The organism is Flammeovirga pacifica, from assembly GCF_000807855.2.
GTDB classification, from domain to species: domain Bacteria; phylum Bacteroidota; class Bacteroidia; order Cytophagales; family Flammeovirgaceae; genus Flammeovirga; species Flammeovirga pacifica.
Map to the genome: position 1 here is coordinate 2204185 of NZ_JRYR02000001.1, position 24666 is coordinate 2228850.

24 protein-coding genes and 2 tRNA genes are annotated in these 24666 nt (G+C 33.8%); 15 read left to right on the plus strand and 11 right to left on the minus strand.

The window, feature by feature from the left end; genetic code table 11:
• Positions 1-150 precede the first annotated feature (150 nt).
• From rnc to NH26_RS08805, 8 genes are all read left to right on the plus strand, one after another.
• Positions 151-894 (plus strand): ribonuclease III, encoded by a 744-nt coding sequence (gene rnc, locus NH26_RS08770; protein WP_044221703.1) that lies wholly within the window; start codon positions 151-153, stop codon positions 892-894.
• 148 nt (positions 895-1042) lie between these two features.
• A complete protein-coding gene (locus NH26_RS08775; RefSeq protein ID WP_158021908.1) occupies positions 1043-1663 on the plus strand; it encodes a C40 family peptidase in 621 nt (206 codons plus the stop codon).
• Positions 1664-1672: 9 nt separating this feature from the next.
• Positions 1673-2248 carry a C40 family peptidase gene (locus NH26_RS08780; RefSeq protein WP_052431932.1) on the plus strand — a complete coding sequence of 192 codons (576 nt, stop codon included), beginning with the start codon at positions 1673-1675 and terminating at the stop codon, positions 2246-2248.
• A 188-nt stretch (positions 2249-2436) separates the two neighbouring features.
• The gene (locus NH26_RS08785) at positions 2437-4302 is read left to right on the plus strand and encodes a DNA topoisomerase IV subunit B (RefSeq protein WP_044221701.1); all 1866 of its coding nucleotides are present in this window, start codon (positions 2437-2439) and stop codon (positions 4300-4302) included.
• 177 nt (positions 4303-4479) lie between these two features.
• Entirely contained in the window at positions 4480-5313 is an 834-nt protein-coding gene (locus NH26_RS08790) for an alpha/beta hydrolase family protein (protein ID WP_044221696.1), read from the plus strand.
• Between the two features lie 6 nt (positions 5314-5319).
• Positions 5320-5925: an IMPACT family protein gene (locus tag NH26_RS08795; RefSeq protein ID WP_044221694.1), complete on the plus strand. Its 606-nt coding sequence runs from the start codon at positions 5320-5322 to the stop codon at positions 5923-5925.
• A 1-nt stretch (position 5926) separates the two neighbouring features.
• Positions 5927-6733 (plus strand): EI24 domain-containing protein, encoded by an 807-nt coding sequence (locus NH26_RS08800; RefSeq protein ID WP_044221692.1) that lies wholly within the window; start codon positions 5927-5929, stop codon positions 6731-6733.
• The gene (locus NH26_RS08805) at positions 6711-7580 is read left to right on the plus strand and encodes a hypothetical protein (RefSeq protein WP_139262950.1); all 870 of its coding nucleotides are present in this window, start codon (positions 6711-6713) and stop codon (positions 7578-7580) included. The genes NH26_RS08800 and NH26_RS08805 overlap by 23 nt, the downstream gene beginning before the upstream one ends.
• On the opposite strand, the gene NH26_RS08810 is transcribed toward NH26_RS08805, so the two are convergent.
• The 3 genes from NH26_RS08810 to lepA form a co-directional block, all read right to left on the minus strand.
• Positions 7577-8158, minus strand: coding sequence for a phosphatase PAP2 family protein (locus NH26_RS08810; protein WP_044221687.1), 582 nt, complete (start codon positions 8156-8158; stop codon positions 7577-7579). The two genes, NH26_RS08805 and NH26_RS08810, sit on opposite strands and share 4 nt — an antisense overlap.
• A 5-nt stretch (positions 8159-8163) precedes the next feature.
• On the minus strand, positions 8164-9786 hold the full coding sequence (locus tag NH26_RS08815) for an ArnT family glycosyltransferase (RefSeq protein ID WP_071397126.1): 1623 nt from the start codon (positions 9784-9786) through the stop codon (positions 8164-8166).
• A 390-nt stretch (positions 9787-10176) separates the two neighbouring features.
• On the minus strand, positions 10177-11970 hold the full coding sequence (gene lepA / locus NH26_RS08820) for a translation elongation factor 4 (protein ID WP_044221683.1): 1794 nt from the start codon (positions 11968-11970) through the stop codon (positions 10177-10179).
• 319 nt (positions 11971-12289) lie between these two features.
• Between lepA and NH26_RS08825 the strand changes: the two genes are divergently transcribed.
• A complete protein-coding gene (locus NH26_RS08825) occupies positions 12290-12592 on the plus strand; it encodes a DUF6787 family protein (RefSeq protein WP_044221681.1) in 303 nt (100 codons plus the stop codon).
• 115 nt (positions 12593-12707) lie between these two features.
• Here NH26_RS08825 and NH26_RS25230 read toward each other — a convergent pair whose 3' ends face one another.
• From NH26_RS25230 to NH26_RS08835, 3 genes are all read right to left on the minus strand, one after another.
• Entirely contained in the window at positions 12708-12941 is a 234-nt protein-coding gene (locus NH26_RS25230; RefSeq protein ID WP_139262952.1) for a hypothetical protein, read from the minus strand.
• Complete coding sequence (locus NH26_RS08830) at positions 12896-13408, minus strand: DinB family protein (RefSeq protein ID WP_044221678.1); 513 nt, start codon at positions 13406-13408, stop codon at positions 12896-12898. Before NH26_RS08830 ends, NH26_RS25230 begins: the two co-directional genes overlap by 46 nt.
• Before the next feature lie 128 nt (positions 13409-13536).
• The gene (locus NH26_RS08835) at positions 13537-13902 is read right to left on the minus strand and encodes a hypothetical protein (protein WP_044221674.1); all 366 of its coding nucleotides are present in this window, start codon (positions 13900-13902) and stop codon (positions 13537-13539) included.
• A 577-nt stretch (positions 13903-14479) separates the two neighbouring features.
• Between NH26_RS08835 and NH26_RS08840 the strand changes: the two genes are divergently transcribed.
• A complete protein-coding gene (locus tag NH26_RS08840; RefSeq protein ID WP_052431931.1) occupies positions 14480-15802 on the plus strand; it encodes a Y-family DNA polymerase in 1323 nt (440 codons plus the stop codon).
• A gap of 433 nt (positions 15803-16235) precedes the next feature.
• On the opposite strand, the gene NH26_RS08845 is transcribed toward NH26_RS08840, so the two are convergent.
• Entirely contained in the window at positions 16236-16721 is a 486-nt protein-coding gene (locus tag NH26_RS08845) for a hypothetical protein (RefSeq protein ID WP_139262954.1), read from the minus strand.
• A 176-nt stretch (positions 16722-16897) separates the two neighbouring features.
• On the opposite strand from NH26_RS08845, the gene prmC reads away from it, so the two are divergent.
• Complete coding sequence (prmC, locus tag NH26_RS08850; RefSeq protein ID WP_044221668.1) at positions 16898-17731, plus strand: peptide chain release factor N(5)-glutamine methyltransferase; 834 nt, start codon at positions 16898-16900, stop codon at positions 17729-17731.
• A gap of 53 nt (positions 17732-17784) precedes the next feature.
• On the opposite strand, the gene NH26_RS08855 is transcribed toward prmC, so the two are convergent.
• Entirely contained in the window at positions 17785-18759 is a 975-nt protein-coding gene (locus tag NH26_RS08855) for a vWA domain-containing protein (RefSeq protein ID WP_044221665.1), read from the minus strand.
• A 246-nt stretch (positions 18760-19005) separates the two neighbouring features.
• Between NH26_RS08855 and NH26_RS08860 the strand changes: the two genes are divergently transcribed.
• From NH26_RS08860 to NH26_RS08875, 4 genes are all read left to right on the plus strand, one after another.
• Positions 19006-19090, plus strand: a tRNA-Ser gene (locus NH26_RS08860).
• 7 nt (positions 19091-19097) lie between these two features.
• Positions 19098-19172 (plus strand) — tRNA-Pro (locus tag NH26_RS08865).
• A 154-nt stretch (positions 19173-19326) separates the two neighbouring features.
• A complete protein-coding gene (locus NH26_RS08870) occupies positions 19327-20217 on the plus strand; it encodes a diacylglycerol/lipid kinase family protein (protein ID WP_052431930.1) in 891 nt (296 codons plus the stop codon).
• 65 nt (positions 20218-20282) lie between these two features.
• A complete protein-coding gene (locus NH26_RS08875) occupies positions 20283-20927 on the plus strand; it encodes a phosphatase PAP2 family protein (protein ID WP_044221660.1) in 645 nt (214 codons plus the stop codon).
• A 27-nt stretch (positions 20928-20954) separates the two neighbouring features.
• Here the strand turns inward: NH26_RS08875 and NH26_RS08880 are convergent, their stop codons facing one another.
• The 3 genes from NH26_RS08880 to NH26_RS08890 are packed head-to-tail and all read right to left on the minus strand — an operon-like array spanning position 20955 to position 24594.
• Positions 20955-21971 (minus strand): transglutaminase domain-containing protein, encoded by a 1017-nt coding sequence (locus tag NH26_RS08880; RefSeq protein WP_044221656.1) that lies wholly within the window; start codon positions 21969-21971, stop codon positions 20955-20957.
• Complete coding sequence (locus NH26_RS08885) at positions 21971-22666, minus strand: carboxypeptidase-like regulatory domain-containing protein (RefSeq protein WP_044221653.1); 696 nt, start codon at positions 22664-22666, stop codon at positions 21971-21973. Before NH26_RS08885 ends, NH26_RS08880 begins: the two co-directional genes overlap by 1 nt.
• Before the next feature lie 53 nt (positions 22667-22719).
• On the minus strand, positions 22720-24594 hold the full coding sequence (locus NH26_RS08890; protein ID WP_158021909.1) for an LTA synthase family protein: 1875 nt from the start codon (positions 24592-24594) through the stop codon (positions 22720-22722).
• Positions 24595-24666: the final 72 nt, after the last annotated feature.

A 24666-nucleotide genomic window follows, 5' to 3' on the forward strand; every position in this document is an offset into this window, starting at 1 on the left:
AATTTACGATCATATTCAATTATTTATACTTCCTAGATTACCTCAAACAATATTTTTATAGTATTTTTAGCAGTACTATTAAAAATTTTTCACATTTTTGAAGAATCAATTTCATCCTCGATTTAATTCGAGATTTTATTACACCTTTTTATGTTTTTAGGAAAACTCTTAAAACGATGGGTGTCTTCTTATAATGAAGAGGAAAAGGAATTGGTAAGAGTGGTTAGACAAATCACTGGTAGAAAACCTTTTAATATCAAATTATATCATTTAGCAATGCAACATACTTCTGTTGCTTTCGAAAATGGTACTATCAAAGGTTTTAAGGAATCTAATGAACGATTAGAATATTTGGGAGATGCTGTTTTAGGATCTATTGTTGCCGAATATTTGTTTAAAAGATATCCTTATAAAGACGAAGGTTTTTTAACAGAAATAAGATCACGTATTGTAAATAGAGAATCCTTAAACCGATTAGCTGTTAAAATAGGTTTAAGTCAAATGGTGGCTTTCGAAGGACGTAAAAATTCTGCTTTAAGCCATAAATCTATCTACGGAGATGCAATGGAAGCCTTTATTGGCGCCATTTACTTAGATAGAGGTTTTCATTTTACAAAGCGTTTCATCATTCATAAACTTTTGATGAGACACTATGATATTGAAGAAATCATAGCCACAACGACCAATTTTAAAAGTCTCATTATTGAGTGGGCACAAAAAAACAGTAAAGCTGTTGAGTTTACTGTATCAAAGCAAGGTGGTAAAGACGGCAAGCAATTCAAGGTAAATTTACTTATTGATGGTGACATCCAGGCTGAAGGCGCTGGATACAGTAAGAAGAAAGCCGAACAAGATGCTGCCCGAAAAACTTGCGAGATCTTGACTCTAACTTAGAGTTCATCACCCAAAAAGGCCCTTTTAGAATTAAATATCTAAGAGGGCTTTTTATTTTGGTACAATTTTCACTAGCTTGATATATCAAAAAAACTGTAATTATAATATTTGATATTTTTTTAAGACCATTGATTAGCCTATAACTATGATGAGCAACAATCGCTTATTTATTTTCTTTTTACTTTTAAGTCTAACAACATTTACCTCATGTCAATGGGGAAAACAATATACTTATGTCACAAGACAAGACCGTTTAAAAGAAGTTGAGCAAAGAGAAGCTGCTTCTTTAGGGATTTCATCTAATTCTTCGACACAACAACAAGAAGCTTCTGATGAATTACCTACAATGACAACAACTCAAGCTACAGGTCAATCCTATAATGCTGCTGGGAAAGCAAAAACTGCCCTAAAAACAGCATGGACTTTTAAAGGTGTCAAATATAAAATTGGAGGAACAACTAAAAAAGGCATGGATTGTAGTGGACTAATGTTAGTATCATGGCAATCGGCAAATATTCAACTCCCAAGAACATCACAACAACAAGCAAAAACAGGGAAATACGTCCCTTTTGGTAGCTTAAAACCTGGTGATCTTGTTTTCTTTTCGGGACCTGGCTCTAATTATATCAAGCACGTTGGCATGATATCTAAAGTTGAAAACGGAAGAAAATACTTTATACATGCAAGTACAAGTAAAGGAGTTCGAGAAGATGAAATATCTGAATTATACTGGAAAAAATATTACAAACTTGGTCGTCGAGTACATTAACAAAACAACATGAAAACAACAACAACTCTTTTATTGGCTACAGCAATGTTTGCTTTTATTTCTTGTGATAGTCAACAAAAAGAAAATACAAAAACTGCTGAAGAAATACAGGCTAACTCTACTCCCACTTCTACATCTACTGTAGAAAAAGAAGAAATAAAAAAAGGATCAACTACTACCTCTTCAGCTGACAACTCACAACATAGTAAAGCCAAAGAAGCTGTAAAAATGGCTCGTTCCCTTATTGGCACACCCTATAAGAGTGCTGGCAATTCTAAAAAAGGATTGGATGCCTCTGCTTTAACTATGCTTTCTTGGGAAGCTGCAGGCGTTAAACTCCCTAGAATTTCTCAAGAACAAGCTAGACAAGGTACTCCTACAGCTGCAAAAGATGCACAACCTGGCGACTTAGTCTTCTTCTCTTCTACAAAAGGAGGAACACAAGTAAGTAATTGTGGTATCATTACTAAGAAAACTGCACAAGGGTTCAATTTCATCTATACCTCTTCTAAAGATGGTGTAAAAGAAACTGCGCTATCTCCTTATTGGAAAGATAGATTAGTAGTGATTAAAAGAGTTGGATAATTATTGAATTAAGAATTAGAAGTTAGGAGTTTTAGCGTGCTCTTTATAAATCAAACATCTCTACCTCTTACCTTTTATTTCTTAGTGCTTTCTTATTTTGTTTTTGTTAAAAAATAAGACAAATTAACCGATCAAAATTCATTTTGTTCAATTTTAGAACTATTATTGTGTAGAAAGGAAGACAAACTATGGCAGAAAACAATAATAATTACGACGAGAGCAGTATTAAATCACTGGATCCTCGTGAACATATTCGACTTCGCCCTGGTATGTATATCGGTAAATTAGGAGACGGTTCGGCTCCTGATGATGGTATATATGTCTTGGTAAAAGAAGTTGTTGACAACAGTATTGACGAACACATGATGGGCTATGGAAAACAAATTGATGTTTCCGTAGAAGATGGCTCTGTTTTGGTCAAAGATTACGGTCGTGGTATTCCTTTAGGGAAAGTCATTGATTGTGTATCTAAAATCAATACAGGTGCAAAATACGACTCTAATGCCTTCCAAAAGTCTGTAGGCTTAAATGGTGTGGGTACAAAAGCAGTAAACGCACTATCTAATTTCTTTAGAGTTTCCTCTGTTCGTGAAGGAGAGAAAAAAGTAGCCGAATTTGAAGCAGGAAAATTAACGAATGATTTCCCTATTCAAAGTTCTTCTGAAAAGAACGGCACAACTATATATTTCAAACCAGATAATAGCATCTTCAAAAATTACAGGTTCTTACCTGATTACCTAGATGATTTATTCTGGAATTATGCTTACTTAAACTCTGGCTTAACCCTTAAGTTAAATCAGAAAAGCTACCTTTCTAAAAATGGTTTAAGAGATCTTTTAGAAAGAAAAACAAATGCGGAGCAAATCAGGTATCCAATTATTCACTTCCAAGGTGAAGATATTGAATTTGCCTTTACTCACGCTAATCAATATGGCGAAAACTACCATTCGTTTGTAAACGGTCAAAACACAACTCAAGGAGGTACACATTTATCTGCTTTCCGTGAGGCTATTGTTAAAACTGTTCGTGACTTTTTTGGTAAAAACTTTGATGCGGCAGATATTCGTGCATCAATTATTGCTGCAATTGCTGTAAGAGTGCAAGAACCTGTTTTTGAATCTCAAACAAAAACAAAACTCGGCTCAACTCATATTGCTCCAGACGGTCCTACTCTTCGTACTTTTGTCAACGATTATGTAAGTAAAGTACTCGATAACTTCTTACACAAGAATACAGAAGTGGCTCAAGCCCTTCTTAAACGTATTCAACAATCAGAAAGAGAAAGAAAAGAGATTGCTGGCGTAAAGAAAATTGCCAACGAAAGAGCTAAAAAAGCCAACCTTCATAATAAAAAACTTAGAGATTGTCGTCTTCACTTTAACGATAAAAAAGGGGAAGAAGAATCGAAAAGAAATACTACTCTCTTCATTACCGAGGGTGATTCTGCTTCTGGTAGTATCACTAAATCTCGTAATGTTCAGAGTCAGGCCGTATTTAGTTTAAGAGGTAAGCCTCTAAACTCTTTTGGGCTAACGAAAAAAGTAGTGTATGAAAACGAAGAGTTCAACCTACTTCAGCACGCTTTAAATATTGAGGACGGAATTGATGGCTTAAGATACAACAGAATTGTCATCGCTACCGATGCCGATGTTGATGGTATGCACATTCGTCTGTTGATACTTACTTTCTTCTTACAATTCTTCCCAGATTTGGTAGAAAAAAGACATATTTATATCCTTGAAACACCTTTGTTTAGAGTCAGAAATAAGAAGAAAACTATTTATTGTTATTCTGAGGAAGAAAAACAAAAGGCAATTAATGAATTAGGAAATAAACCTGAAATCACTCGATTTAAAGGTTTAGGTGAGATATCTCCTGATGAATTTGGTGGCTTTATTGGTGAAGATATTCGTTTGGACCCAGTAATTCTAAGTGAAGACAGTAACATTAAAAATTTACTGACTTACTATATGGGTAAAAATACAATGGACCGTCAAAAGTTTATTATTAATAATTTAAGAGTTGAAAAAGATGAAGTAGCCGAAGAGGCATAAACTTTATTTTTCTCCATTCATAAAAGGTAGCAATCACATCGATTGCTACCTTTTTTTATCTCTCCACCCAAGATAAATTTATTATCGACATTTTGTGATCGCTGGTATAACACCACTTTCTATAAAATTTAACCTCTATTTAAGAAGAGTTCAAAAGGAATTTGATAATTTTAGGTTATGAAAAAGATTGAATTTGTTCTAAAAGCTAAAGAAGAAGGAAAAAGATTTCTTGCTGATGCTAGATGGTCTAAAGAAGGTAAATTACCTGTGGTTTTATTTATTCATGGCTTTAAAGGTTTTAAAGACTGGGGAGCTTTTGATATGATGGCTAATCAATTTGCTGATGCTGGCTATTGTTGTATCAAAATGAATTTCCATAGCAATGGCACTACTTTAGATATGCCCTTCGAAGTGGTAGACAAAGAAGCTTTTGCTCAGAATAACTTTTCAAAAGAATTAGATGATATCGGCGTAATGATCGATTGGTTACATTCTGATGAATGCCCTTTTGAAAACTTGGATCTTCAGCATATCAATATTATTGGACATAGTCGTGGCGGTGGTGTTGTTTTACTAAAAGCAGCAGAAGATGATCGTATCAAGAAAGTAGCTACTTTGGCTTCAATTCCAAGGGTAGATAGTTTTAACGAAGAAACGATGAAAGAATGGAAGACCAATGGAGTTACCTACGTTTTAAACGGAAGAACTCAAGAACAACTTCCTTTATATTATCAAGTTGCTGAAGATTATTACGCTAATGAAAGTCGCTTAGACGTAGCATTAAATATCAAAAAGTTAGCAATACCGGTGATGTGTATTCATGGTGACGAGGGCGAAACAGTACCTCTCCAATCATTACATTACCTAAAACAACTTCAACCTAAAATAAAAGATATCACTATTAAAGGAGGGTCACATACATTCAATACAAAACATCCATGGACGGAGCCACAATTATCTCCTGAAATGCAAGAAGCGATGACACATGTATTGAATCATTTTGGTGAATAGAATATTATGGAAGATGCATACCTTACCTTAAAAGGTACAAGTGAAGGATTATACAAAGACAAGGGTAGTAAGTTTATTGCTTTGGCTCATCATGTGACTACAGAAGAGAAAGCGAAAGAAATAGCAAAAGCCTACCGAAAAGAATATTATGATGCAAGACATTGGTGTTATGCATATATTTTAGGCGCTGACAAAGCAAAATATAGAGCCAACGACGATGGAGAACCATCAGGTTCTGCAGGATTGCCTATATTAGGACAAATTCGTTCTATGAATCTTACAGATACTTTAGTTGTTGTAGTACGTTATTTTGGGGGAACTAAACTTGGTGTACCAGGTCTTATCAACGCTTATAAAAGCTCTACAGCAGAAGCCTTACAATTGGCCGATATCGAAGAGAAGTTTGTTCAAAGAGCTATCAAAATCACGTTTGCTTATCCTCAAATGAATGATGTCATGAAGGTTGCCAAACAGTTTGAACTTGATTTTGGACAACAGTTTTTTGATGAACTTTGTCATATTGAATTTTTAGTAAGAGAAAGTTTATATCCAAGAGTCAAAGAATTATTAGAAGATATAGACGATCTTGTTTTTCAAGAGAAAGAAGCATAATATGAACAGTATCAAACTTTCCTATTTCAAGGCGGCGACACTTAGCATAAAACATTATTCTAATGCATTTGTGTACATCAATAAACATGGTTTAAAGAAATATTATGTATACACTTCAATATTTGCGTTGGTTCTTTTTTCGCTCATTTTTTATGCGTGTCTATTCTTAGGAAATACAACTATTGATACTGTTTCTTCTTTAGGGTTTATCTCAGAATTTAAAGCATCATTAAGCGACTATTCTCCTGAAACCATAGATAGGATTATCTATTGGACGTTATTTGTTTTTATTGGAATCCCTATTTTCCTTACGGGTATTTTTGTTTTCCCTGTATTATTAGGCAGCTTAACAGTACCTATTCAAGACACTCTTACTCAAAAAGTTTTACAAATTTCATATCAACAGGAAGTAGACGATCGTTTTAATTTTAAAAGATTAGTTCATCTTTTTATAAAAGTGAGCATACCTAACGCCCTTAAAAGTCTATTGTATTCATTAATCTTACTTCCTCTTACCTTTATTCCTATTATTGGAATTATATTTATGGTAATTTCTCTAGGAATCAATAGCTATTATCTTGGTTTTGGGATAATGGACAACTATTTTGAATATTGGAATGTAGATGTAGATAAAAGTAAAAAGTTTATACAAAGGCATAAATCTATGTCTACATCTATTGGAATGGGTGGGGGATTATTGGCTATGATCCCAATTTTAGGAGGCATCATAGCTCCTATAACAAGTGTTGTTGCCGGAGGACTTATGATGAAAGATTTAAATGTATATGATCAATTCAACCAAGAGTAGCTTATCTTTTCTATTATTACTTTTTACCTTCAGTTCTTGTGGATTATTTGTTGATGACGATGATGACGAACAAATAGGCATTGAAGTTTATGAAAAAGTGTACAGCATTGATGCTGAATATATCATCAATCCTGCAGATCCTACCGATTTAAAAGGGATAGAGGTAGTCTATGATCAGGAAAGTGAATTAATATCAAATATCGTTCAGGTAGATCATCAAGATAATAATAAGATCTTGACGATTGAATATGAAGAGAATACAAGCAACTATAAGGTTATTCGTGTTGTTGACGAAGACCTTAATATTTTACATCAATATACTTTTAATAATTCTATTGATAGTATCATCATAAACAAAGATGATCAGAAGTACATGTCTATTAAGAATGCTACTGAAGGCTCCAAATTACCTTACAGAATTCAACTTTTTAAGGAGAATAAAACTATCTTCTATTATTACAATGAATATAGATATATAAATAACATTCATATCTACCCTCAAATTATTGATGAAGAATTAGCAACCCCTCCTTCTATAGTAAACTTTAACTACCTAGAATATGGCAATTCTGTAATCTATGGAAATATGAATTTTTCTCACCTAATCATTTTAGATCACCTTGAAGACTTTCATCTCACAAAATACTTAATCACTGATATCAGTCGACCTACATTATCTTCCAATTTCTATACTAATAAAGATTCAACTCAAATTCAATACAGAAATATTTTAAACGAAAATAGGTATCCGATCAATATTTCAATGATCAATTATGATAAGGATAACGCTCCAAGGAAACAGATTATCCATATCATATCTTATACCCCAGTAAGGACTCCTTATTAATTTCCTTCTTTTTTAAGCCAGTCTATCTTTGTGGCTGCAAAAGTCATGAGTTTTATTGAGATCCAAAAGGCTAACCAACCAATAAACCATCCGCCTAAAATATCTCCTACAAAATGTACCCCAACGGCAATTCTACTGTAAGAGTAAACAATTGCCCAAACAAAGAGTAACACAGCCCATGGAAAACGTTGTTTCCAAGCATTGTAGAAAAACAATGCTATTGCCATAGATGTAGAAGCATGGGAAGAAACAAAGCCTAAAGGTCCTCCTTTATAGCCGTTAAGTGTATGTACTAGATCTTGTATAGCAGGATCATGTGATGGTCTAGGGCGGTGTATTAATGGTTTTAATATCTGAGAAGCCATAACATCTGCCAACCCAATTGCTATTCCTAATCCTATCAAAGTGATTAGGGTGTCCTTCCATCCAAATTTCACATAAGAAAATATCAACAAGAAAGCATATAAAGGCCAAGAATTAATTGGTGTTGTTAACCACCAGAAAAAACTATCTGATGCCGGTGTATGCATTCCGTTTAAGAACAAGAATAAAGATCTTTCCCACTCAAAAGGTTCCATAATTATTAATTATTCAGGTGATGATGTTTTTCAAATGGATCAGGAAAAGGATAATTACCTTTATATCCTTTTAATCTATAGAGATAAGCATAACGCATGAGAACTCCGGCACGAGTTACTTCTACTCGATCTACTTCTTCGATTGCATCAAAGTATTGATCAAATACTTGATGTACATCTCTACCCCAATTGGTCACGTTCACAAAATAAACGTCTTCTCCAACTTCAAGACCTCCTCTATCATTATTGATCCATGCATATTTATGAATCTGATCCCAATTACCCATCATAATTAAAGGGTGACCATTGGGATGGGCGATATAAAAATCAATATGCGTTCCTGGAAACCACTCGTATGCTACAAATTTGGCATTTTTCTTCATATTGCCTTTTGCCACATCTTGTTCAATGATAGGTTTTAATTTCTTATTGATTTGCCTCCATCCATACATATCTTGAGTAAAATCATACTCACCAAACACCTCTGGCTTAGATGCATCTGTTTTTCCTAATTGTAATGGACTAAAGTTGATCAGCCAAAATGCTATACACAAAACTACCGTTAAAAAGATCGTTGATCCTACAATTCTGTTGGGCTTCCATAATCTTGATACATTTTTAGCTTTAGCGTCAATAAGTTTATCTCTCCAATAAACAGCAGCAATAATAATAAGTGGTAAATATGCAGGACCTGTCCAGTGAGGTAATGTTCTTCTAAATAGGGCAAATGATGTAAATACCAATAAAAGAGGTAAGCCGTTATACAACAAGACTTGCAACTCTTTCTTTTGCATTACTTTTCTACCTTTAAATATTCCGATTAAAGCTGCTATTATTAGATACCAGTTCCATGGATTATTATAAGCTATTTGTCCGCCTACTTCCGTAAAAAAGTAATCTAAACGTAATTCTAAAGCTGGTGTTACTCTTTCTGTATGGAAAGTAAAACTGATAAAATCGTTACTATAATTCCAATAGATTACAGGGAACATACAAGCTACCGCAATGGCTCCTGCTGCCCAAATACTCCAATCTTTTAACCAACGTCTATCGGCTAGTATTACATATAGTGCTACTCCGATCCCGATAAACCCACCATGGTATTTCGATAATCCCGCAAGACCTATCATTAGACCACCTATCAAGAGGTTCTTTCTACTTTTGGCGTTTATTTCTTTCGGTAAAGAATCCATCAAGAAATAAATACTCAACATCCAAAATAAAGTTTGAGGCGTATCAGGAATAATAAATATCCCTGCCAAAATAGAAGCATAGATAGAAGACGTATATAAAAATGCAGCATATAAACCTGCAATATGATCTTTGATTTTCGAGGCTATTCTATAAATTAAGTAAGTATTAATTCCAGCAAAAACCACCCCACCCAAACGCATAAAAAACTCGTATGGTAAGGTTAAATTGAGGGTAAAAAGTTGAATCACCCAACCGACCATTGGAGGATGATCAAAATGGCTTAATGCAGGATACAAAGCATAGGTCCAATAATACACCTCGTCATTACTGAACTCCATCCACCCACCGATAAATGCTCTTATAATCGAACTGATCACGATCAGTCGCAGCACTATCTTCGTTGCTCTATTTTCTGTAATACTATTCGTTTCCATGCTGCAAATCTACCTTATTCTATCAATAAGTAATTCAAATTTTTAAAAAATTAATAATGATGATTATCAAGTATTGTTAAATCTCTAAAACACATAATAGAATTATTTCAATATCCTATAGTAAGTAAGATATAATATCCATAACACTGTAGAGATAATTCGATGTATAATTGCGATCAAAATAATTTATCTCGATATTATTTTATAATCCTTTAGAAATAAACAGTTTACCTATTAATAATTCTCTTAAAGGTTATATCAAAAAACGATAATGAAATGAGAAAGCATCATCTTTCTCTAAACATAAAAGATAAATCATCAGTAGAAAAAAAGCGATAGGAGTAGTTAAATACTCTTATCGCTTTAGTTTTTTATATCACTTAATGGAGATTAGTCCACTTTTAATACTGACATGAAGGCTTCTTGTGTTACTTCAACATTACCTAGTTGACGCATACGTTTCTTACCTTTCTTTTGCTTCTCTAATAGCTTACGCTTACGAGAGATATCACCACCATAACATTTGGCAATTACGTTTTTACGAAGTGCCTTGATGGTTTCTCTTGCAATAATCTTTGTACCGATAGCTGCTTGAATAGGAATTTCGAATTGCTGACGAGTAATTACTTCTCTTAATTTCTCACAGACTTTTTTACCTCTTTCATAAGCACCATCACGGTGAACAATTGCTGAGAATGCATCGACAGGATCAGCATTTAATAGAATATCCAACTTCACTAATTTAGAAGAGCGGAACCCTATCAACTCATAATCCAATGAAGCATAACCTCTTGAGATTGTTTTTAATTTATCGAAGAAATCAAATACAATTTCAGAAAGCGGCATTTCGAAAATCAACTCTACTCTATCTGTTGTTAAGTACACTTGATTTTTCAACTCACCACGCTTCTCCATACATAATCCCATAATTGGACCTACATACTCTGCTTTAGAGATGATGTTGGCTTTGATGTATGGCTCTTCAATTCTATCTAATTTCGATGGATCAGGCATATCTGAAGGAGCGTTAACTACTACTTCATCATTATCTGCATTATTCAAATAAGCGTGATACTGTACGGACGGTGCCGTCGTAATCACAGTCATATTGAATTCTCTTTCCAATCTTTCTTGAACAATTTCCAAGTGAAGCATTCCTAAGAAACCACAACGGAAACCAAAACCTAAGGCTACCGATGTTTCAGGTTCCCACACTAAAGAAGCATCGTTCAACTGAAGCTTTTCTAATGATGCTCGAAGGTCTTCATATTCTGTAGTATCTACAGGGTAGATACCTGCAAATACCATTGGCTTCACATCTTCGAACCCTTGAATTGCCTCAGAACAAGGACGCTCCGTAAGCGTAATAGTATCACCTACTTTAACTTCTTTCGCTTCCTTGATACCAGAAATAATATAACCTACGTTACCTGCAGAAATAGATTTTCTTGATTCTTGATCTAATTTCAATACACCAATTTCATCTGCTTTGTATTCTTTGCCTGTATTGACAAATTTTACAAGGTCACCTTTCTTAATGGTACCATTCAAAATTCTGTAATATACCTCTACACCTCTGAATGAGTTGTACACTGAATCAAAAATCAATGCTTGAAGAGGTTCTTTAGGATCTCCTTTTGGAGCTGGAATCTTTGCAATAATAGCTTCCAAGATTTTATCCACACCAAAACCAGTTTTACCCGAAGCTTCGATGATATCTTCTCTCTCACAACCTAAAAGATCCATGATCTGATCGGCTACCACTTCTGGATTGGCATGAGGAAGATCGACTTTGTTCATTACAGGAACGATCTCCAAATCGTGCTCCATAGCCAAGTAAAGGTTTGATATTGTTTGTGCCTCAATACCTTGAGAGGCATCAACAATTAACAACGCTCCTTCACAGGCTGCAATCGATCTTGATACTTCATAAGAGAAGTCTACGTGACCCGGAGTGTCAATCAAGTTCAATACATACTCTTCACCGTCTTGTAAGTAGTTCATTTGGACCGCGTGAGACTTAATTGTAATGCCTCTTTCACGTTCCAAATCCATATTATCTAGCAACTGACTTTGCATATCACGTTGTGACACCGTTTGTGTTGACTCCAAAAGGCGGTCGGCCAAGGTAGATTTACCGTGGTCGATGTGTGCAATAATCGAAAAGTTGCGAATATTTTCCATCTTGTCCATATGACAAAGTTACTTGTTATTCCTTAACTCTCTAAACGTCTGTTTGTTTCTCATAAAAGTATTAACGAAAAAAGACAGACGCCTTCAAAAAATCACACAAAAATAGAAGAAAAGAATCAATCTATCTCATTCTTTGTGATATTCTTAACAGTTTCTTCCTGTTTTTTTGAATGACATCCCCTCTAATTATTACAATCCGCCATAGAATGATAAAAAACACTAACAAATCTATAGTAGTTAGACCACATTCTATAATCTTCTTATTTTTGTTACTAAATTGATAACGTATGTCTAATAAAGAATAAAATACATGGGCTTTCTAGATAAATTAAAAACACGTTGGAATGTTAAAAGTAATTGGAGTGTAGCTGTTATTCTCTTAGTCTTTGCTTTGACTGGAACTACATTTATGTACACTGTAAAGCCTTACGTATATCCTATATTCGGGATAGATAGTTCTTCTTCTACTTGGGTTAGAGTTCTCGCTTTCTTTTTTATTGGATTGCCGTGTTATCAAATTCTATTATTAATCTGGGGAACATTACTTGGACAGTTCCGTTTCTTTTGGGAGTTTGAAAAGAGAATGTTTAGAAGAATGATTGGAAAAAAATAATCATCGTTTTAAAAACTTTCTTTCATTTTCACACAACACTGTTTATACCTGATAAAAAAAGGAAGCTTCTATTGCAGAAACTTCCTTCTAAATAGAAAACATTGTCATCGATAGCTTACGCTTCTAATACCTCATCAATATTATCTAACCTTATTTTTTCGCCATTTTCAAGAATCGCATATTCTACTCCATTGGTTACTGTAAGAGTAACAATCCTTGTTATGACGGTTGTAGCATTATAGGTGATAGAAAGTAGTGTTTTTCTCATTGCCCAGATCTCATAATGATCATATGTAGTACAACTTATTGGGCGATAGCCATCTGTCTTGTTTGTGTCTTTGTTTCCCATTCTTGTCTTTGATATTCTATTATACGCTTCATACCTAAGGCGTACCCTATGTGTACACCTTCATGTACATTATTAAACACAATGGCTTCTGAAATGTTGGTAACAGTTACTCCTAATGCTGTTACATACTTATTATACTTCTTAAAAATACCTTCGACTTTATCAGAGTCGAGTTGTTCTAGTAGTTTTAAGGCCATCACTTTTAGTTCGTTGACTTCTTCTTGAGTAAAGTCTCTTTGGGGTACTGTTCCTTTTTTGAAGAGATCTATCCACTTTTGATCTATGCGTGGCTTAAGGCCCGAAAGTGAATAACAAAGTTGTTGATGTGTTACTATGCAATGACCAAAATTCCAGATGATATTATTATTGTAGCCTTTTGGGATGAAGTTCAACTCTTCTAGATTTAGGTTATCTAAAAGTACTATAAACTTTTTGCGTAACTTACGAGAGGTGTTAAAAGTTGACATATAGCAAGGTTGGTAATTATAAGTGTCTAATCTACAAAAAAAATAGCTTTAAAAACACATTTTATAAAAGAAAAAAGCCTTGATATATTAATTAATACATCAAGGCTTTTTATATGAATATCAACACATTAGTTATTATTAATGTTACATGTTTCTAAAAGAATAATTCTATCCATGTAAAGATTAATTTCGTTTTCTACATTATAGTTTAAATCTTTATCAAACTGTATTGCCACCAAACGATCTAACTCTTTTTGTAACTCGGCTAGTTTACTTTTTAATGCTACTCTTTTTTCTATTGCCTCAACAATTGCAGCACTATGCGGTAAATTATTATTTACAATATAATCTTTAAGTTCCTTCTGATCATCATATGACAAACCATCATGAGCCACTTGTGCTAGACGCAAGCCCTCAATAAGATCAGCTTTGTTACTAAACTCTTGAAACTTTTCTTTTAAAACTTCTACAAGGAATGATGATGAGATATTCATAGTTCGTATTTTTTAAGCAACAACGATTGCGTGAATTTTTCAGAATATGTACAATATGATAAACTACTTCTCATCCGTTTGTGTTCGCTTTATTTGTTTGTGTTAACAATGCAGTATTGTTTTTACTTGTTTAAGTCATATTAATGATCAAAAAACTTCTATCTTAATAACTACTGAATTGTATCATTAGTATATCTTCTTCTAAAATTTCTGCTATCTCCTTAAAATTGAGGCACAAAAAAAAGAGCTTCGAAGATCAAAGCTCTTTTCCAACCCAAAAACTAACTATTTCTCATTGCTATAGTCTTTAGATAAGACCTCTAAGAGGTTATCAATATTTTTACACCTTCATAAATAAGGTGGTTTATTCTCTCATTACATATCTAATACACCCAACTATTCTCCCCCCCTACTTTTTATATGTTAATAGATTGTTAATGCTCTATCTTTTTATAAAAAGTAGTAAAAATGATAAAACAAACTTAATTTCTTTCATTTTTGTTAATTAAATAAACAAAGTTTGATTATATAATAAACATTTCTTTATTTTTGATCAAAATGGAATAATTTATTTTATATGCTTCTTATAAAGGATACTGCTATGAAAGAAGATACTTTTGGTAGACAACAAAAAAAATATGCTCTAGTAGATTGTAATAGTTTTTATGCTTCTTGTGAAAAGGTGTTTCGCCCAGACTTAGAGCACCGGCCTGTTGTAGTACTTTCCAATAACGATGGATGCGTGGTAGCAGGTAGTAAAGAAGCAAAAAAACTTGGCCTTAAGATGGGTACTCCTTTTTTTAAAGTTAAAAATGTGATTCATAAACATCAAGTGGCTGTCTTCTCATCCAACTATGCTCTTTATGCTAGTCTCTCTAAAAGAGTAATGAGTATTCTTAAACAATATGCTCACTCTATTGAAGTTTATTCGATAGATGAAGCCTTCTTAGACCTTACTCAAACTGAAGGAACAGAAGAAATTGGGCAAATTATTAAAGACCGAGTAATGAAAGAAACAGGTATTCCTGTAGCTATTGGTATTGCTCCTACAAAAACATTAGCCAAATTGGCCAATCATGTTGCTAAAAAAGACGATCGCTTTGATGGCGTTTGTGAATTTACTTCTTATGAAGAAAATAAACAGTTTATAGCACATTGGCCTGTCGATGAACTATGGGGCGTTGGCAGACAACACACCAAATCACTTCATACATTCAATATTCGTACAATAGGCAGTTTTATGGATTTACCTGAAGGCAAAATCAAAAGCCAATGGCATACACCTGTTTGGCGTATATTTAAAGAACTACAAGGTATACGTATACACTCTTTTGTTGCTCAAGTTCCTAAAAAGAAAGGGATTGGTACTGCTCGATCGTTTTCCAAGCCCCTATCGGATTGGAATAGGTTAAAAGAAATTGTTGCTGGGTTTGCTGCAATGGTAGCAGAAAAACTCCGTAAACAAAACTGCTGCACTAAACGTATCTCCGTTTTTGTTAGTACAGACAAGTATAGAGAACAAAATCCTTACTATGGTTCTAAAAGTATTCGGCTTGATATACCTACCGATGATACCGCTACATTAATTAAAACATTAATGCCTCTTTTAAAAGATATTTATAGAAAAGGACACAACTATAGAAAAGCTGGAATCTATGTAATGGATCTTTGTCCGAACTATTCAAGGCAATTATCTCTAGAAACATCGTGTACCTCCAAATACCTTACACGCAGAAGTTCCCTATTATCTACAATCGATCAACTCAACAATAAAATGGGTAAAAACACTATCGTTTTCGCTACGCAACGGATTGCACACCGTAATGCTTTTGACATGAAACAAGAGCACAAATCAGCCAATTTTACTACCTATATAGATGATTTTCTAAGTGTTAGATAATCTTAAATACATTAAACAATTGTAAATAAATACAACTCTTGCTTTTTGCGTTAAAATTAATTTGTAAATAAATTAAATCTGCTAACACAATGAAAAATAATATTAGATAATCTTAAAAAACTAGATAAATATCACATGAATACATTTTTTTCAAAGAATCTTATTGTTTTTCATAGGATTTTTCTCACTTTTGTGATGTACTAATCGAAGAAAGGGTTAATACCTATTAATGTTTTCAAAAAAGTGGAACAAAAAAGGTCTTAATCTAGTTAGAAAGGTTAGTTATTGAAAAGACATAAAAAGTACTTTCGCTACGGTGAAAGGATATTTATAAAAATCTCATTTTTAATTGGTTTTAGTTTTTAGCTAAGTTGTTAAAGGTCCTGCTCTATGAGCACGACCTTTTTCTTTTATATTAAAACTTAGTTTAAACTCATGACAAACCTTTCTCTAAAAACTGTACAGTGGCATCATGGTCTAACGGAATACCCTTAGAAAGTAAAGCTTGCACTCCTACCATTACAGTACCAGTAAAAACTACTTTATTAAAATCACCATCAAATAAAGCTAGGTAAGGCTCTCTTAAATGTTCGGTAAAAGGGTTTGCTCCCTTCCCTCTTGAAGAAAGAAAATTGAGTATTGTTTTATTCTCTTGAAAAAAGTTTAATTCAAATTCATAAAAAGCGCGTATGGATTGTTCAAGACTACCGTACTGTTTCGCTTTATTTTTTCCCATTAAATTGATAATCGCTTCGATCAACCCTTCTTCGCCTTCAAACCTTGTGTAAAAAACTTTAGTTGTTGTTCCGCAATAACTAGCCAATTTTCTTAAAGACCACTCGTTATCTTCTTCAATGTACTTAATAGAGAGCTCTATCATTGCTTCTTTAGAAGGCGCTGCATTTTTTCTTATTTTCATTATATAATAGGGATTTGCTAATTCTATTTTTTGATTCAATCTGATGGGCGTCACCAAAAGAAACATTGTTGCAAAAATCATTCATTTATATGAAAAGAACAGCATATTAAGAGAAATTTTGAAGATGATTCTTATTATCATCCTAAGAAGTTGTAGAATTGTAAAAATGAAATAATATGACAGCAAGAGAAATTCAACAATACATCGCAAAACAACTTCAAGAGGTCTACGATAGCAATGAAGCCAATAGCATTGCCTATTTATGGCTAGAAGGGCGTTTAAGCTTCAATCGTACCGATGTAATGCTTCATAGAGAGTCTATCGACATTTCTAAAACAACATTAGAAAGTGATATGGAGCAATTAATGAATCATTACCCAATACAATACCTGTTGGGAGAAGGTGACTTCTATGGAAGACGTTTTGCATTAAACCCAGATACATTAATACCACGATCAGAAACAGAAGAATTAGTACATAAAATACTGCAGAAGCACCAATCAGGAAAATTATTAGATATTGGTACGGGTTCGGGTTGTATTCCCATCACACTTGATCTGGAAAGCGATTTACAATGTTTTGCCGTTGATGTAAACCCTAAAGCTTTGGAAAAAGCACAATTAAACGCCAAAAATTTAAATAGTAAGGTAATATTTCATGAACTAAATATTTTAGAAAATGATTTAGAAAACTTAGCAACATTAGATGTAATTGTAAGTAACCCACCATATGTCACCTACGCTGAAAAAGATATTATGGATAAAAATGTGGTTGATTTCGAACCTGATTTAGCCTTATATGTAGAAGATGATAACCCTTTAATATTCTATAAGCGTATTACTGATCTTGCGAGTAAAAAACTAAATAAAGGCGGCTATCTATATTTCGAAATCAATGAACAATTTGGTAAAGAAACTGCACAACTATTAATTGATGCTGGTTTTAATAAAGTGCTTATCTCTAAAGACTTCCAGGGAAAAGACCGTATGGTAGAAGGACAGTGGGCATAAAAAAAAGTGTTATAGATAGATTCTACAACACTTTCCAAGCCTATGTAATCAAATTATATTTTGATTACACGAACGGCTAACATAATATCTAAAGCCACTAAAATTAAAGCAGCCATCAAGAAATACGTGAATTTATTAGCTCCAACATCAGCTGTTCTACTACTTTTTAATTCTCCTTGAATATCACCTATAGAAGAAATCAAACGGTTAATATCATTTCTCTGATCACTGATTTCAAAATAATTTCCACCTGTCTCATTGGCTAATGAAATTAAAGATTCAGAGTTCAACTTTGTCACAACATCATTACCCATCTTATCTCTCTTAAAACGGTAACCTGCAGGTATTTTACTTCCATCACTAGTACCAATACCCATGGTAAATAATTTTACTCCATGGTCTTTAATTTGACTGATGGCAGCGTCTGTTTCTTTACCATAATCTTCTCCATCGCTAATAAGAATAATTACCTTTGAAGCTTGCTTTGCAATAGGCATTCCTTCATCAGCATCCATCAGCTTTTTGATAGCCATTTCTAAAGGAGGGCCGAAATCCGTTCCTGTATTAGAAATTAAAGAGGTGCTCATAGTCTCAATAAACATGTTGAGGGCATTCCCATCATAAGTTAAAGGACACTGTAAAAACGCATCAGAGGTAAAAACAATTAATCCTAAACGATCGGAGTTAAATGATTTTACAATTTGTTTTAGTTCAAATTTCAGTTTTGCTAATCTAGAAGGCTTCACATCAACAGCGTCCATCGATTTCGATAAATCAACACAGATATAAATATCTTTTGATACCGCTTTGATCTCCTTTTTCATTTCCCCAAAGGTAGGACCTAATAAAGAAAAGATGAAAAGGGTAAAATAAACTGTTCTCAAAACTAATTTATATAGGGTAGCCCCCCCTTTCGCTCTAAAAGACTTCCTTGCGTTGATTACTCTAAGTAGGTAAAAGCCATACGTTAGAATAAATAAACCAATCAGAGTCAATTCTACTGTTCCAAGACTACTTGTTAACGACATGTTTGTTTATTAACGATAAATCCAAATTTCATTAAAACTAGGAACAAATTTAAAATAATTATTGATGCAAAATAAAAGTGTGATTTTTTTTAATGTTTTTAGCATTGATTTTGAGCAGAATGCATTAATCATAAATTTAATTAACACTTTTTTATCGGTAGCTATTTGGAATAATAATTTTCATACGGCATATTTGCATCGCATTAAACGGAAAGGGGGTTCAGAAATGAGCACCAAAAAGTTTAAGGAGAGTTGCCAGAGTGGTTAATGGAGCGGTTTGCTAAACCGTCATCGGGAAACCGATGCATGAGTTCGAATCTCATACTCTCCGCTTCGTTCGGGATGTAGCACAGTCCGGTTAGTGTACCTGGTTTGGGACCAGGGGGTCGCAGGTTCGAATCCTGCCATCCCGACAAGAGCGATCTTCTTTTGAAGATCGCTTTTTTTATACCCAATTTTTCCTAGATCTTAATTATTGAGTATCCACAATCCTATTTTTTTTGCAACTTTATACTTCAATAATATTCTGACAAAACATTTAGACATTAGGCATATAGTCATCAATTCATGAAAAAAGTTGTATTTATAGCCAATCCTGTATCAGGAAATGGAAAAGCCAAGAAAGCTGCAGAATTAAGTGCATCTATATTAAAAGACAATGCATTTGAGGTCTCTATAAAATTTACTGAATATGCTGGTCATGCCACCACTTTAGTACAACAACTCTCTTCTAAAGCCGATATTATTGTAGCAGTTGGTGGAGACGGCACCGTCAATGAGGTGGCCACAGGTTTAGTAGGAAGTAAAACTGTTTTAGGAATTATCCCTAATGGCTCAGGTAATGGGCTTGCTAGACATCTTAAAATTCCAATGTCGACAAAAAAAGCTGCTGAATGTCTTATTCATGGAAAATTACAACCACTAGATGCACCAACCATTAACGATAAATTTTTCTTCTGTACTGCTGGAGTCGGGTTTGACGCCCATATCTCTCATGTATTTGCAAAGATGGAAGGACGAGGCCTAAAGAACTATATTAAAGCCATTTTAAAAGAATATGGTAGTTATGCTTCTCAAGATTACACAATCTCTTTAGATGATTCATCCTCTGTAAATCAAAAAGCATTTGTACTTACTGTAGGCAATGCTGCACAATATGGAAATGAAGCTGTAATTGCACCAAATGCAAGAATAGGTGATGGAACTTTAGAATTAACCGCATTACCTCAACCTAATCTAATTAGAGGAGCAATATGGGGCATTCGATTATTCATGAAAAATATAGATAAAGATTCCTCTGTAAATACTTTTAGAGGAAAGGAAATCAAAATCAATAATACAGCTCAATCCGTGGACGGACATAGAGATGGAGAGCCTGATACGTGGGAATATCCTCTCCTATTTCAAGTGAAACAAGAAAATCAAATTACTGTTATCGCCAATTCTACATTGGTTTAACTGATTTTTTGACAAAAGATCGAAAAAGATAAATAACTTTGTTATCTAAATTGAACCCTATCAGTATGCAAGAAAATAAAGAATCAAAACTACTGCTCCTATCTGCCGCGGCAATGTTGATCCCTTTCATCCTATCCATTGTAACAAATGAGACTGCTACAGCTTGGTGTGTTCATTTCTTCAATGATATCAACACTCCATTTTGGAATAACTTTTTTGCCTATGCCACCCACCTTGGTGATGGTTTGGTATTGATTCCTTTGTTATTCATTCTACTTTGGCTTAAGAAAGAATATTGGACAGTATTAGTCATGGCTTCGGCAATACATGGTATTATTGTCTATCTCGTAAAAGAACAAATACTTAAAGGAACAGATTTCGCTCTTCGCCCTGCTGGGTTACACGGTTCTGAAGCCTTTAATCAAATATTAGAACATCATTTACATACCATAGACACGTTCCCATCAGGACACACAACTACTGCTTTTGTAGTAGGCGGTATGTTTATTCTGATGCTACCAAATTGGAAAGGTATCCTAATCGGGTTAGGGTTTGGTATCACAATAGCTATATCGAGAATGTATTTAGCACAACATTTCTTAGTAGATGTTTCTGCGGGTGCTATTGTCGGTCTGCTTACCGTTTGGTTCTCTTGGACGATCGCCAAAAAGAAAAATTGGCTAAGGTTAAAGCCTTGGGAAAAAGCTTAACGCAAAAGAAAAGCGTGGTTAGATAAACTAATCACGCTTTTGTTTTTTAGATGACTTGTAGTTTAATGTAGCTACAATCTCTTCTCCATAAAAAACATGAACATCATAATACCCCTTAAAAGGTAATTTTGATTTAATTATGATGTTATTCTTTGATGATGCTATAATTTCTGCTTTTAACAGATTCAATTCTTTACCATATCTTAAAGTCAGCTTCTCTGAGTTAATATTATCGCTAACTTTTAGAGTAATGTTAAACTCTTCGTTTTTCATCACTTGATTACTAAAAATAGAAGGACTTTCCACAAAGATCTGATTTGAAAAAGCAAAATGGTAATGTAAAGCCCTTTGGGTAAAATCATCAAATGTCAAATACTTATCTAAAAGTTGCCATTGTTGATCCATTGGAAAATGTGTTAATATAAATTGTTCTGGAGAAGACAAAAAGTATCCTTCATTGAATTTGAAAGTGAAAGTATACTCTTTGTTCTTAAAGTATCCACTTGCCCAAGTTGGATCAGATAAATACCATTGACCATCAAGTTTAACGGCGCTCCAAGAATGATTAGGAAGATTATCTTTAGTAAAAAAAACAGATTGAATACTTCTTCCAAAGCCATCAACGATAACACATTCAATATTTACCATCTGACACATTGATCTTAGTAAATAAGCATAACCTGTACAAACTGTTTTATTTTCATCTACTAAAATTTTGAATACTTTTTTCGCAAAACTATTATTCCATTCTATCAGCTTCTCTTCATCTTTAGAATACTTCATCCGCATCTGCTGATTTTTAGAATTACTAAAACGATCTCCCTCTATATTCGTACATATCCAATAAAAAATACTCCTATATTTATCTTTATCAGAGGATAAATCTTTGGTAAGATTTTGTGTAAGAGTGTAAAGTTCCGTCAGTTTACTTCCTTTATAGCTTAATGCAATACTATCTGCTTTATGATAATCGTTTAATTTACTATAAGTGGTTTGTGCATGAACTGAAAAAGAAAGAAAAAAGAATAAGATAAATATCCTCATTAAAAAATTGATTTGATTCTTTGCCAAAATGTTTTCGTGTTAGATGTATATATATCATCTACTGCTACATTACCCATTAAAACGCATGAATCCTCCTTCATTACAATTTGTAAATCATGTTTGAATGTTCGGGTTATTTTCTCTGTTTTAGTTTCATATCCAATGTATAGAAAAGATATAACATCTCCCTCTTTTAAAAAATCAATTTTAAATTTCCCATCAAGATTGGTTACTGCTCCCATTTTAGATCCTTCTTTGACAATGGTCACCCAAGGTATTGGTGCTCCACTTTCATCTTTCACAATTCCATTGACGAGTATATCATTTTTATTATTCTGACTAGTTTCAATATCCTTGTGTTCCGTTTTTTCTATGGGGACATCCGTTTGAGCTTTTGCGTCATACATAGGTAAAAGAGAAAGTAATGATATCACAGCCACTCCAGGAAACCATTTCTTTTTTGGAGATAATGGATCAATAAGAGAATAACTTTTTAGTTGATCCTCTTTAAAACGACCACAAACATTTCCTTCAGATTGTTCTAAATACTGAACTACCTGTTTGTCGGTCATACTAGTAAAATTCACTACTTCTTTTTGGCAATGACTACAAAAACCACCTTTCTTAGTCGGTTTAAAATTGGTTGGATCCTCGTGACAAGGAGTGTTGATAGTTAGCTTTATTCCTGTTTTCATAGTTCAATATAAATTAAAAAATAAGAAACTAGAAACCAGACAATATATTGTAACTATTTCCCGCCTGCTGTCATCCTATTATCAATCGCTCTCTCCGAGAACTCCTGCATAATGCCCTTTGCCAAATCTGCAAGTTGTTTTTCCTCTGTCAACCCTGTTCCTTTAAGATCATGCTCTTGCATACGATCCGTTTTAAAATTGTACATAAAGGTTACCTTTCCTCCATCAAAACCTAAAGTATAATCTCCTTCTGTTACCTGGAAAGTACCCGGATCTAAGAAGTTTACAGCAAAGTGTTTTCCGGTAGAATCAATAGATGAAGATCCGAAAGAAATATAATCTTGTTTTACTCCCAAGTAATCAATAATAGTAGGAAAAATATCAATTTGCTGGGTGATGGTAGAATCTATCCCTACAAAATTTTCATCGCCAGGGGTGTAATATATGATAGGAACTTTAAACAGACCAAGGCTTGTGGTATACTCCGGGTAATATACTTGATTGGTATGATCGGCAGTAATCACAAAAATAGTATTCTTAAACCAAGGCATTTTTGATGCGGTCTCGAAAAAACGTTTCAAAGCATAATCTGTATACTGCGTCCCTCTATTTAAAGGAAGTGGACCACCTTTGAAAGTATCTTCATATTGTTCTGGAATTTTAAAAGGATGATGAGACGACAAAGTAAATAAAGAACTTAAGAAAGGCTCTTCAAAAGTATTCATTGTCTCTGCATAATATTGCAGGAAAGGTTCATCCCAAATCCCCCAAGTACCATCAAAATCGTCATCATTATTGTACTCTGTCATTCCATAGTAGTCGTCATACCCTGCCACATTCATGAAGGCTTCAAATCCCATCGATCCATTAGGCGCTCCGTGAAAGAAAGCCGAATAATATCCTTCTTTTTTTAACACTGAAGCGATACTATTGATCGAATTAGTAGAATAATGTGATAATACAAAAGGCGAATAAAAGTTAGGAATACTAGCAATTACTGAAGGTAGAGCAGAAATTGATTTTCGACCATTGGCAAATGCATTTACATAAGCTTTAGAATGTTGGATCAAAGAGTCTGTGAACGGTGTATAACCAACATAATTTGGATCTAACGGATCTTGATTCATGGCTCCCACATACTCTCGACCAAAACTTTCAATCACAATAGTGACTACATTCATTCTTTTCTGAGCGGTACTATCATTAGGGTGATGGTACGCTGAATATATATTAGCCAATTCCTCTTTCGAGAAGAAGGTATGTTTATGAGCTGTTTTCTTATTGATTGTTCTCAGCATGGCAAAAGGAGTGTTCAAAACTACCGACATTTCAAGTGGCTTTTTGACAAACTCCCCAGCATTATTTAATGAGATTGGACGGGTTGTTCCATCAAAACCACCCCTTGCAGCACCTCCTAATAATGCAGCACTCACTAAAAATATAACTGTATGAATCATCGTATATCGTAAAACAGGTTGCTTTACTTTTGGTTTTTCTAACACCACGTTATTATAGGCAATAACAAAAAGAACCATTTGAATCACCCATAGTACAGTCATGTACCAATAATCCACAAAAAGGAAACGGACAAATAACGTCATCCCATTTCCCTCATTAGAGAACTCTTGAAAGATAGATGCTGTTGTCCTTTTAGAAGTAAATGTAAAGAAAATAGTATCGGCCAAATTCATTGCTAAAGTGATCGCATTCACTATAATCACAAAGTATTTGATCACCTTTTGATACGTATCATTATATCTTATTTGTGATGGAAAAAGACTCATTAGCACAAAAACAGCATTGGTGTAAATAGCTGCAGGTAAATCAAATTTAATTCCTCCAAGAAATAAAGTTTTGATATCTGCACCAGGAAAGTAAGTGCTATTAAAGAAGTAAAATATAAATCGTGCTGCAGAATAAAGGCTCAATATTAAAATGAACCTATAAAGGTTAACAAATAAAATACTACTTGTTTTAGTTTTTTGAGACATAATGTTGAC

What these genes read in the sequence shown, in the direction of transcription:
- rnc (WP_044221703.1), top strand. Translation starts at nt 151, where the DNA reads ATGTTTTTAGGAAAACTCTTAAAACGATGGGTGTCTTCTTATAATGAA.
- NH26_RS08775 (WP_158021908.1), top strand. Translation starts at nt 1,043, where the DNA reads ATGAGCAACAATCGCTTATTTATTTTCTTTTTACTTTTAAGTCTAACA.
- NH26_RS08780 (WP_052431932.1), top strand. Translation starts at nt 1,673, where the DNA reads ATGAAAACAACAACAACTCTTTTATTGGCTACAGCAATGTTTGCTTTT.
- NH26_RS08785 (WP_044221701.1), top strand. Translation starts at nt 2,437, where the DNA reads ATGGCAGAAAACAATAATAATTACGACGAGAGCAGTATTAAATCACTG.
- NH26_RS08790 (WP_044221696.1), top strand. Translation starts at nt 4,480, where the DNA reads ATGAAAAAGATTGAATTTGTTCTAAAAGCTAAAGAAGAAGGAAAAAGA.
- NH26_RS08795 (WP_044221694.1), top strand. Translation starts at nt 5,320, where the DNA reads ATGGAAGATGCATACCTTACCTTAAAAGGTACAAGTGAAGGATTATAC.
- NH26_RS08800 (WP_044221692.1), top strand. Translation starts at nt 5,927, where the DNA reads ATGAACAGTATCAAACTTTCCTATTTCAAGGCGGCGACACTTAGCATA.
- NH26_RS08805 (WP_139262950.1), top strand. Translation starts at nt 6,711, where the DNA reads ATGATCAATTCAACCAAGAGTAGCTTATCTTTTCTATTATTACTTTTT.
- NH26_RS08810 (WP_044221687.1), bottom strand. Translation starts at nt 8,158, where the DNA reads ATGGAACCTTTTGAGTGGGAAAGATCTTTATTCTTGTTCTTAAACGGA.
- NH26_RS08815 (WP_071397126.1), bottom strand. Translation starts at nt 9,786, where the DNA reads ATGGAAACGAATAGTATTACAGAAAATAGAGCAACGAAGATAGTGCTG.
- lepA (WP_044221683.1), bottom strand. Translation starts at nt 11,970, where the DNA reads ATGGAAAATATTCGCAACTTTTCGATTATTGCACACATCGACCACGGT.
- NH26_RS08825 (WP_044221681.1), top strand. Translation starts at nt 12,290, where the DNA reads ATGGGCTTTCTAGATAAATTAAAAACACGTTGGAATGTTAAAAGTAAT.
- NH26_RS25230 (WP_139262952.1), bottom strand. Translation starts at nt 12,941, where the DNA reads ATGGGAAACAAAGACACAAACAAGACAGATGGCTATCGCCCAATAAGT.
- NH26_RS08830 (WP_044221678.1), bottom strand. Translation starts at nt 13,408, where the DNA reads ATGTCAACTTTTAACACCTCTCGTAAGTTACGCAAAAAGTTTATAGTA.
- NH26_RS08835 (WP_044221674.1), bottom strand. Translation starts at nt 13,902, where the DNA reads ATGAATATCTCATCATCATTCCTTGTAGAAGTTTTAAAAGAAAAGTTT.
- NH26_RS08840 (WP_052431931.1), top strand. Translation starts at nt 14,480, where the DNA reads ATGCTTCTTATAAAGGATACTGCTATGAAAGAAGATACTTTTGGTAGA.
- NH26_RS08845 (WP_139262954.1), bottom strand. Translation starts at nt 16,721, where the DNA reads ATGAAAATAAGAAAAAATGCAGCGCCTTCTAAAGAAGCAATGATAGAG.
- prmC (WP_044221668.1), top strand. Translation starts at nt 16,898, where the DNA reads ATGACAGCAAGAGAAATTCAACAATACATCGCAAAACAACTTCAAGAG.
- NH26_RS08855 (WP_044221665.1), bottom strand. Translation starts at nt 18,759, where the DNA reads ATGTCGTTAACAAGTAGTCTTGGAACAGTAGAATTGACTCTGATTGGT.
- NH26_RS08870 (WP_052431930.1), top strand. Translation starts at nt 19,327, where the DNA reads ATGAAAAAAGTTGTATTTATAGCCAATCCTGTATCAGGAAATGGAAAA.
- NH26_RS08875 (WP_044221660.1), top strand. Translation starts at nt 20,283, where the DNA reads ATGCAAGAAAATAAAGAATCAAAACTACTGCTCCTATCTGCCGCGGCA.
- NH26_RS08880 (WP_044221656.1), bottom strand. Translation starts at nt 21,971, where the DNA reads ATGAGGATATTTATCTTATTCTTTTTTCTTTCTTTTTCAGTTCATGCA.
- NH26_RS08885 (WP_044221653.1), bottom strand. Translation starts at nt 22,666, where the DNA reads ATGAAAACAGGAATAAAGCTAACTATCAACACTCCTTGTCACGAGGAT.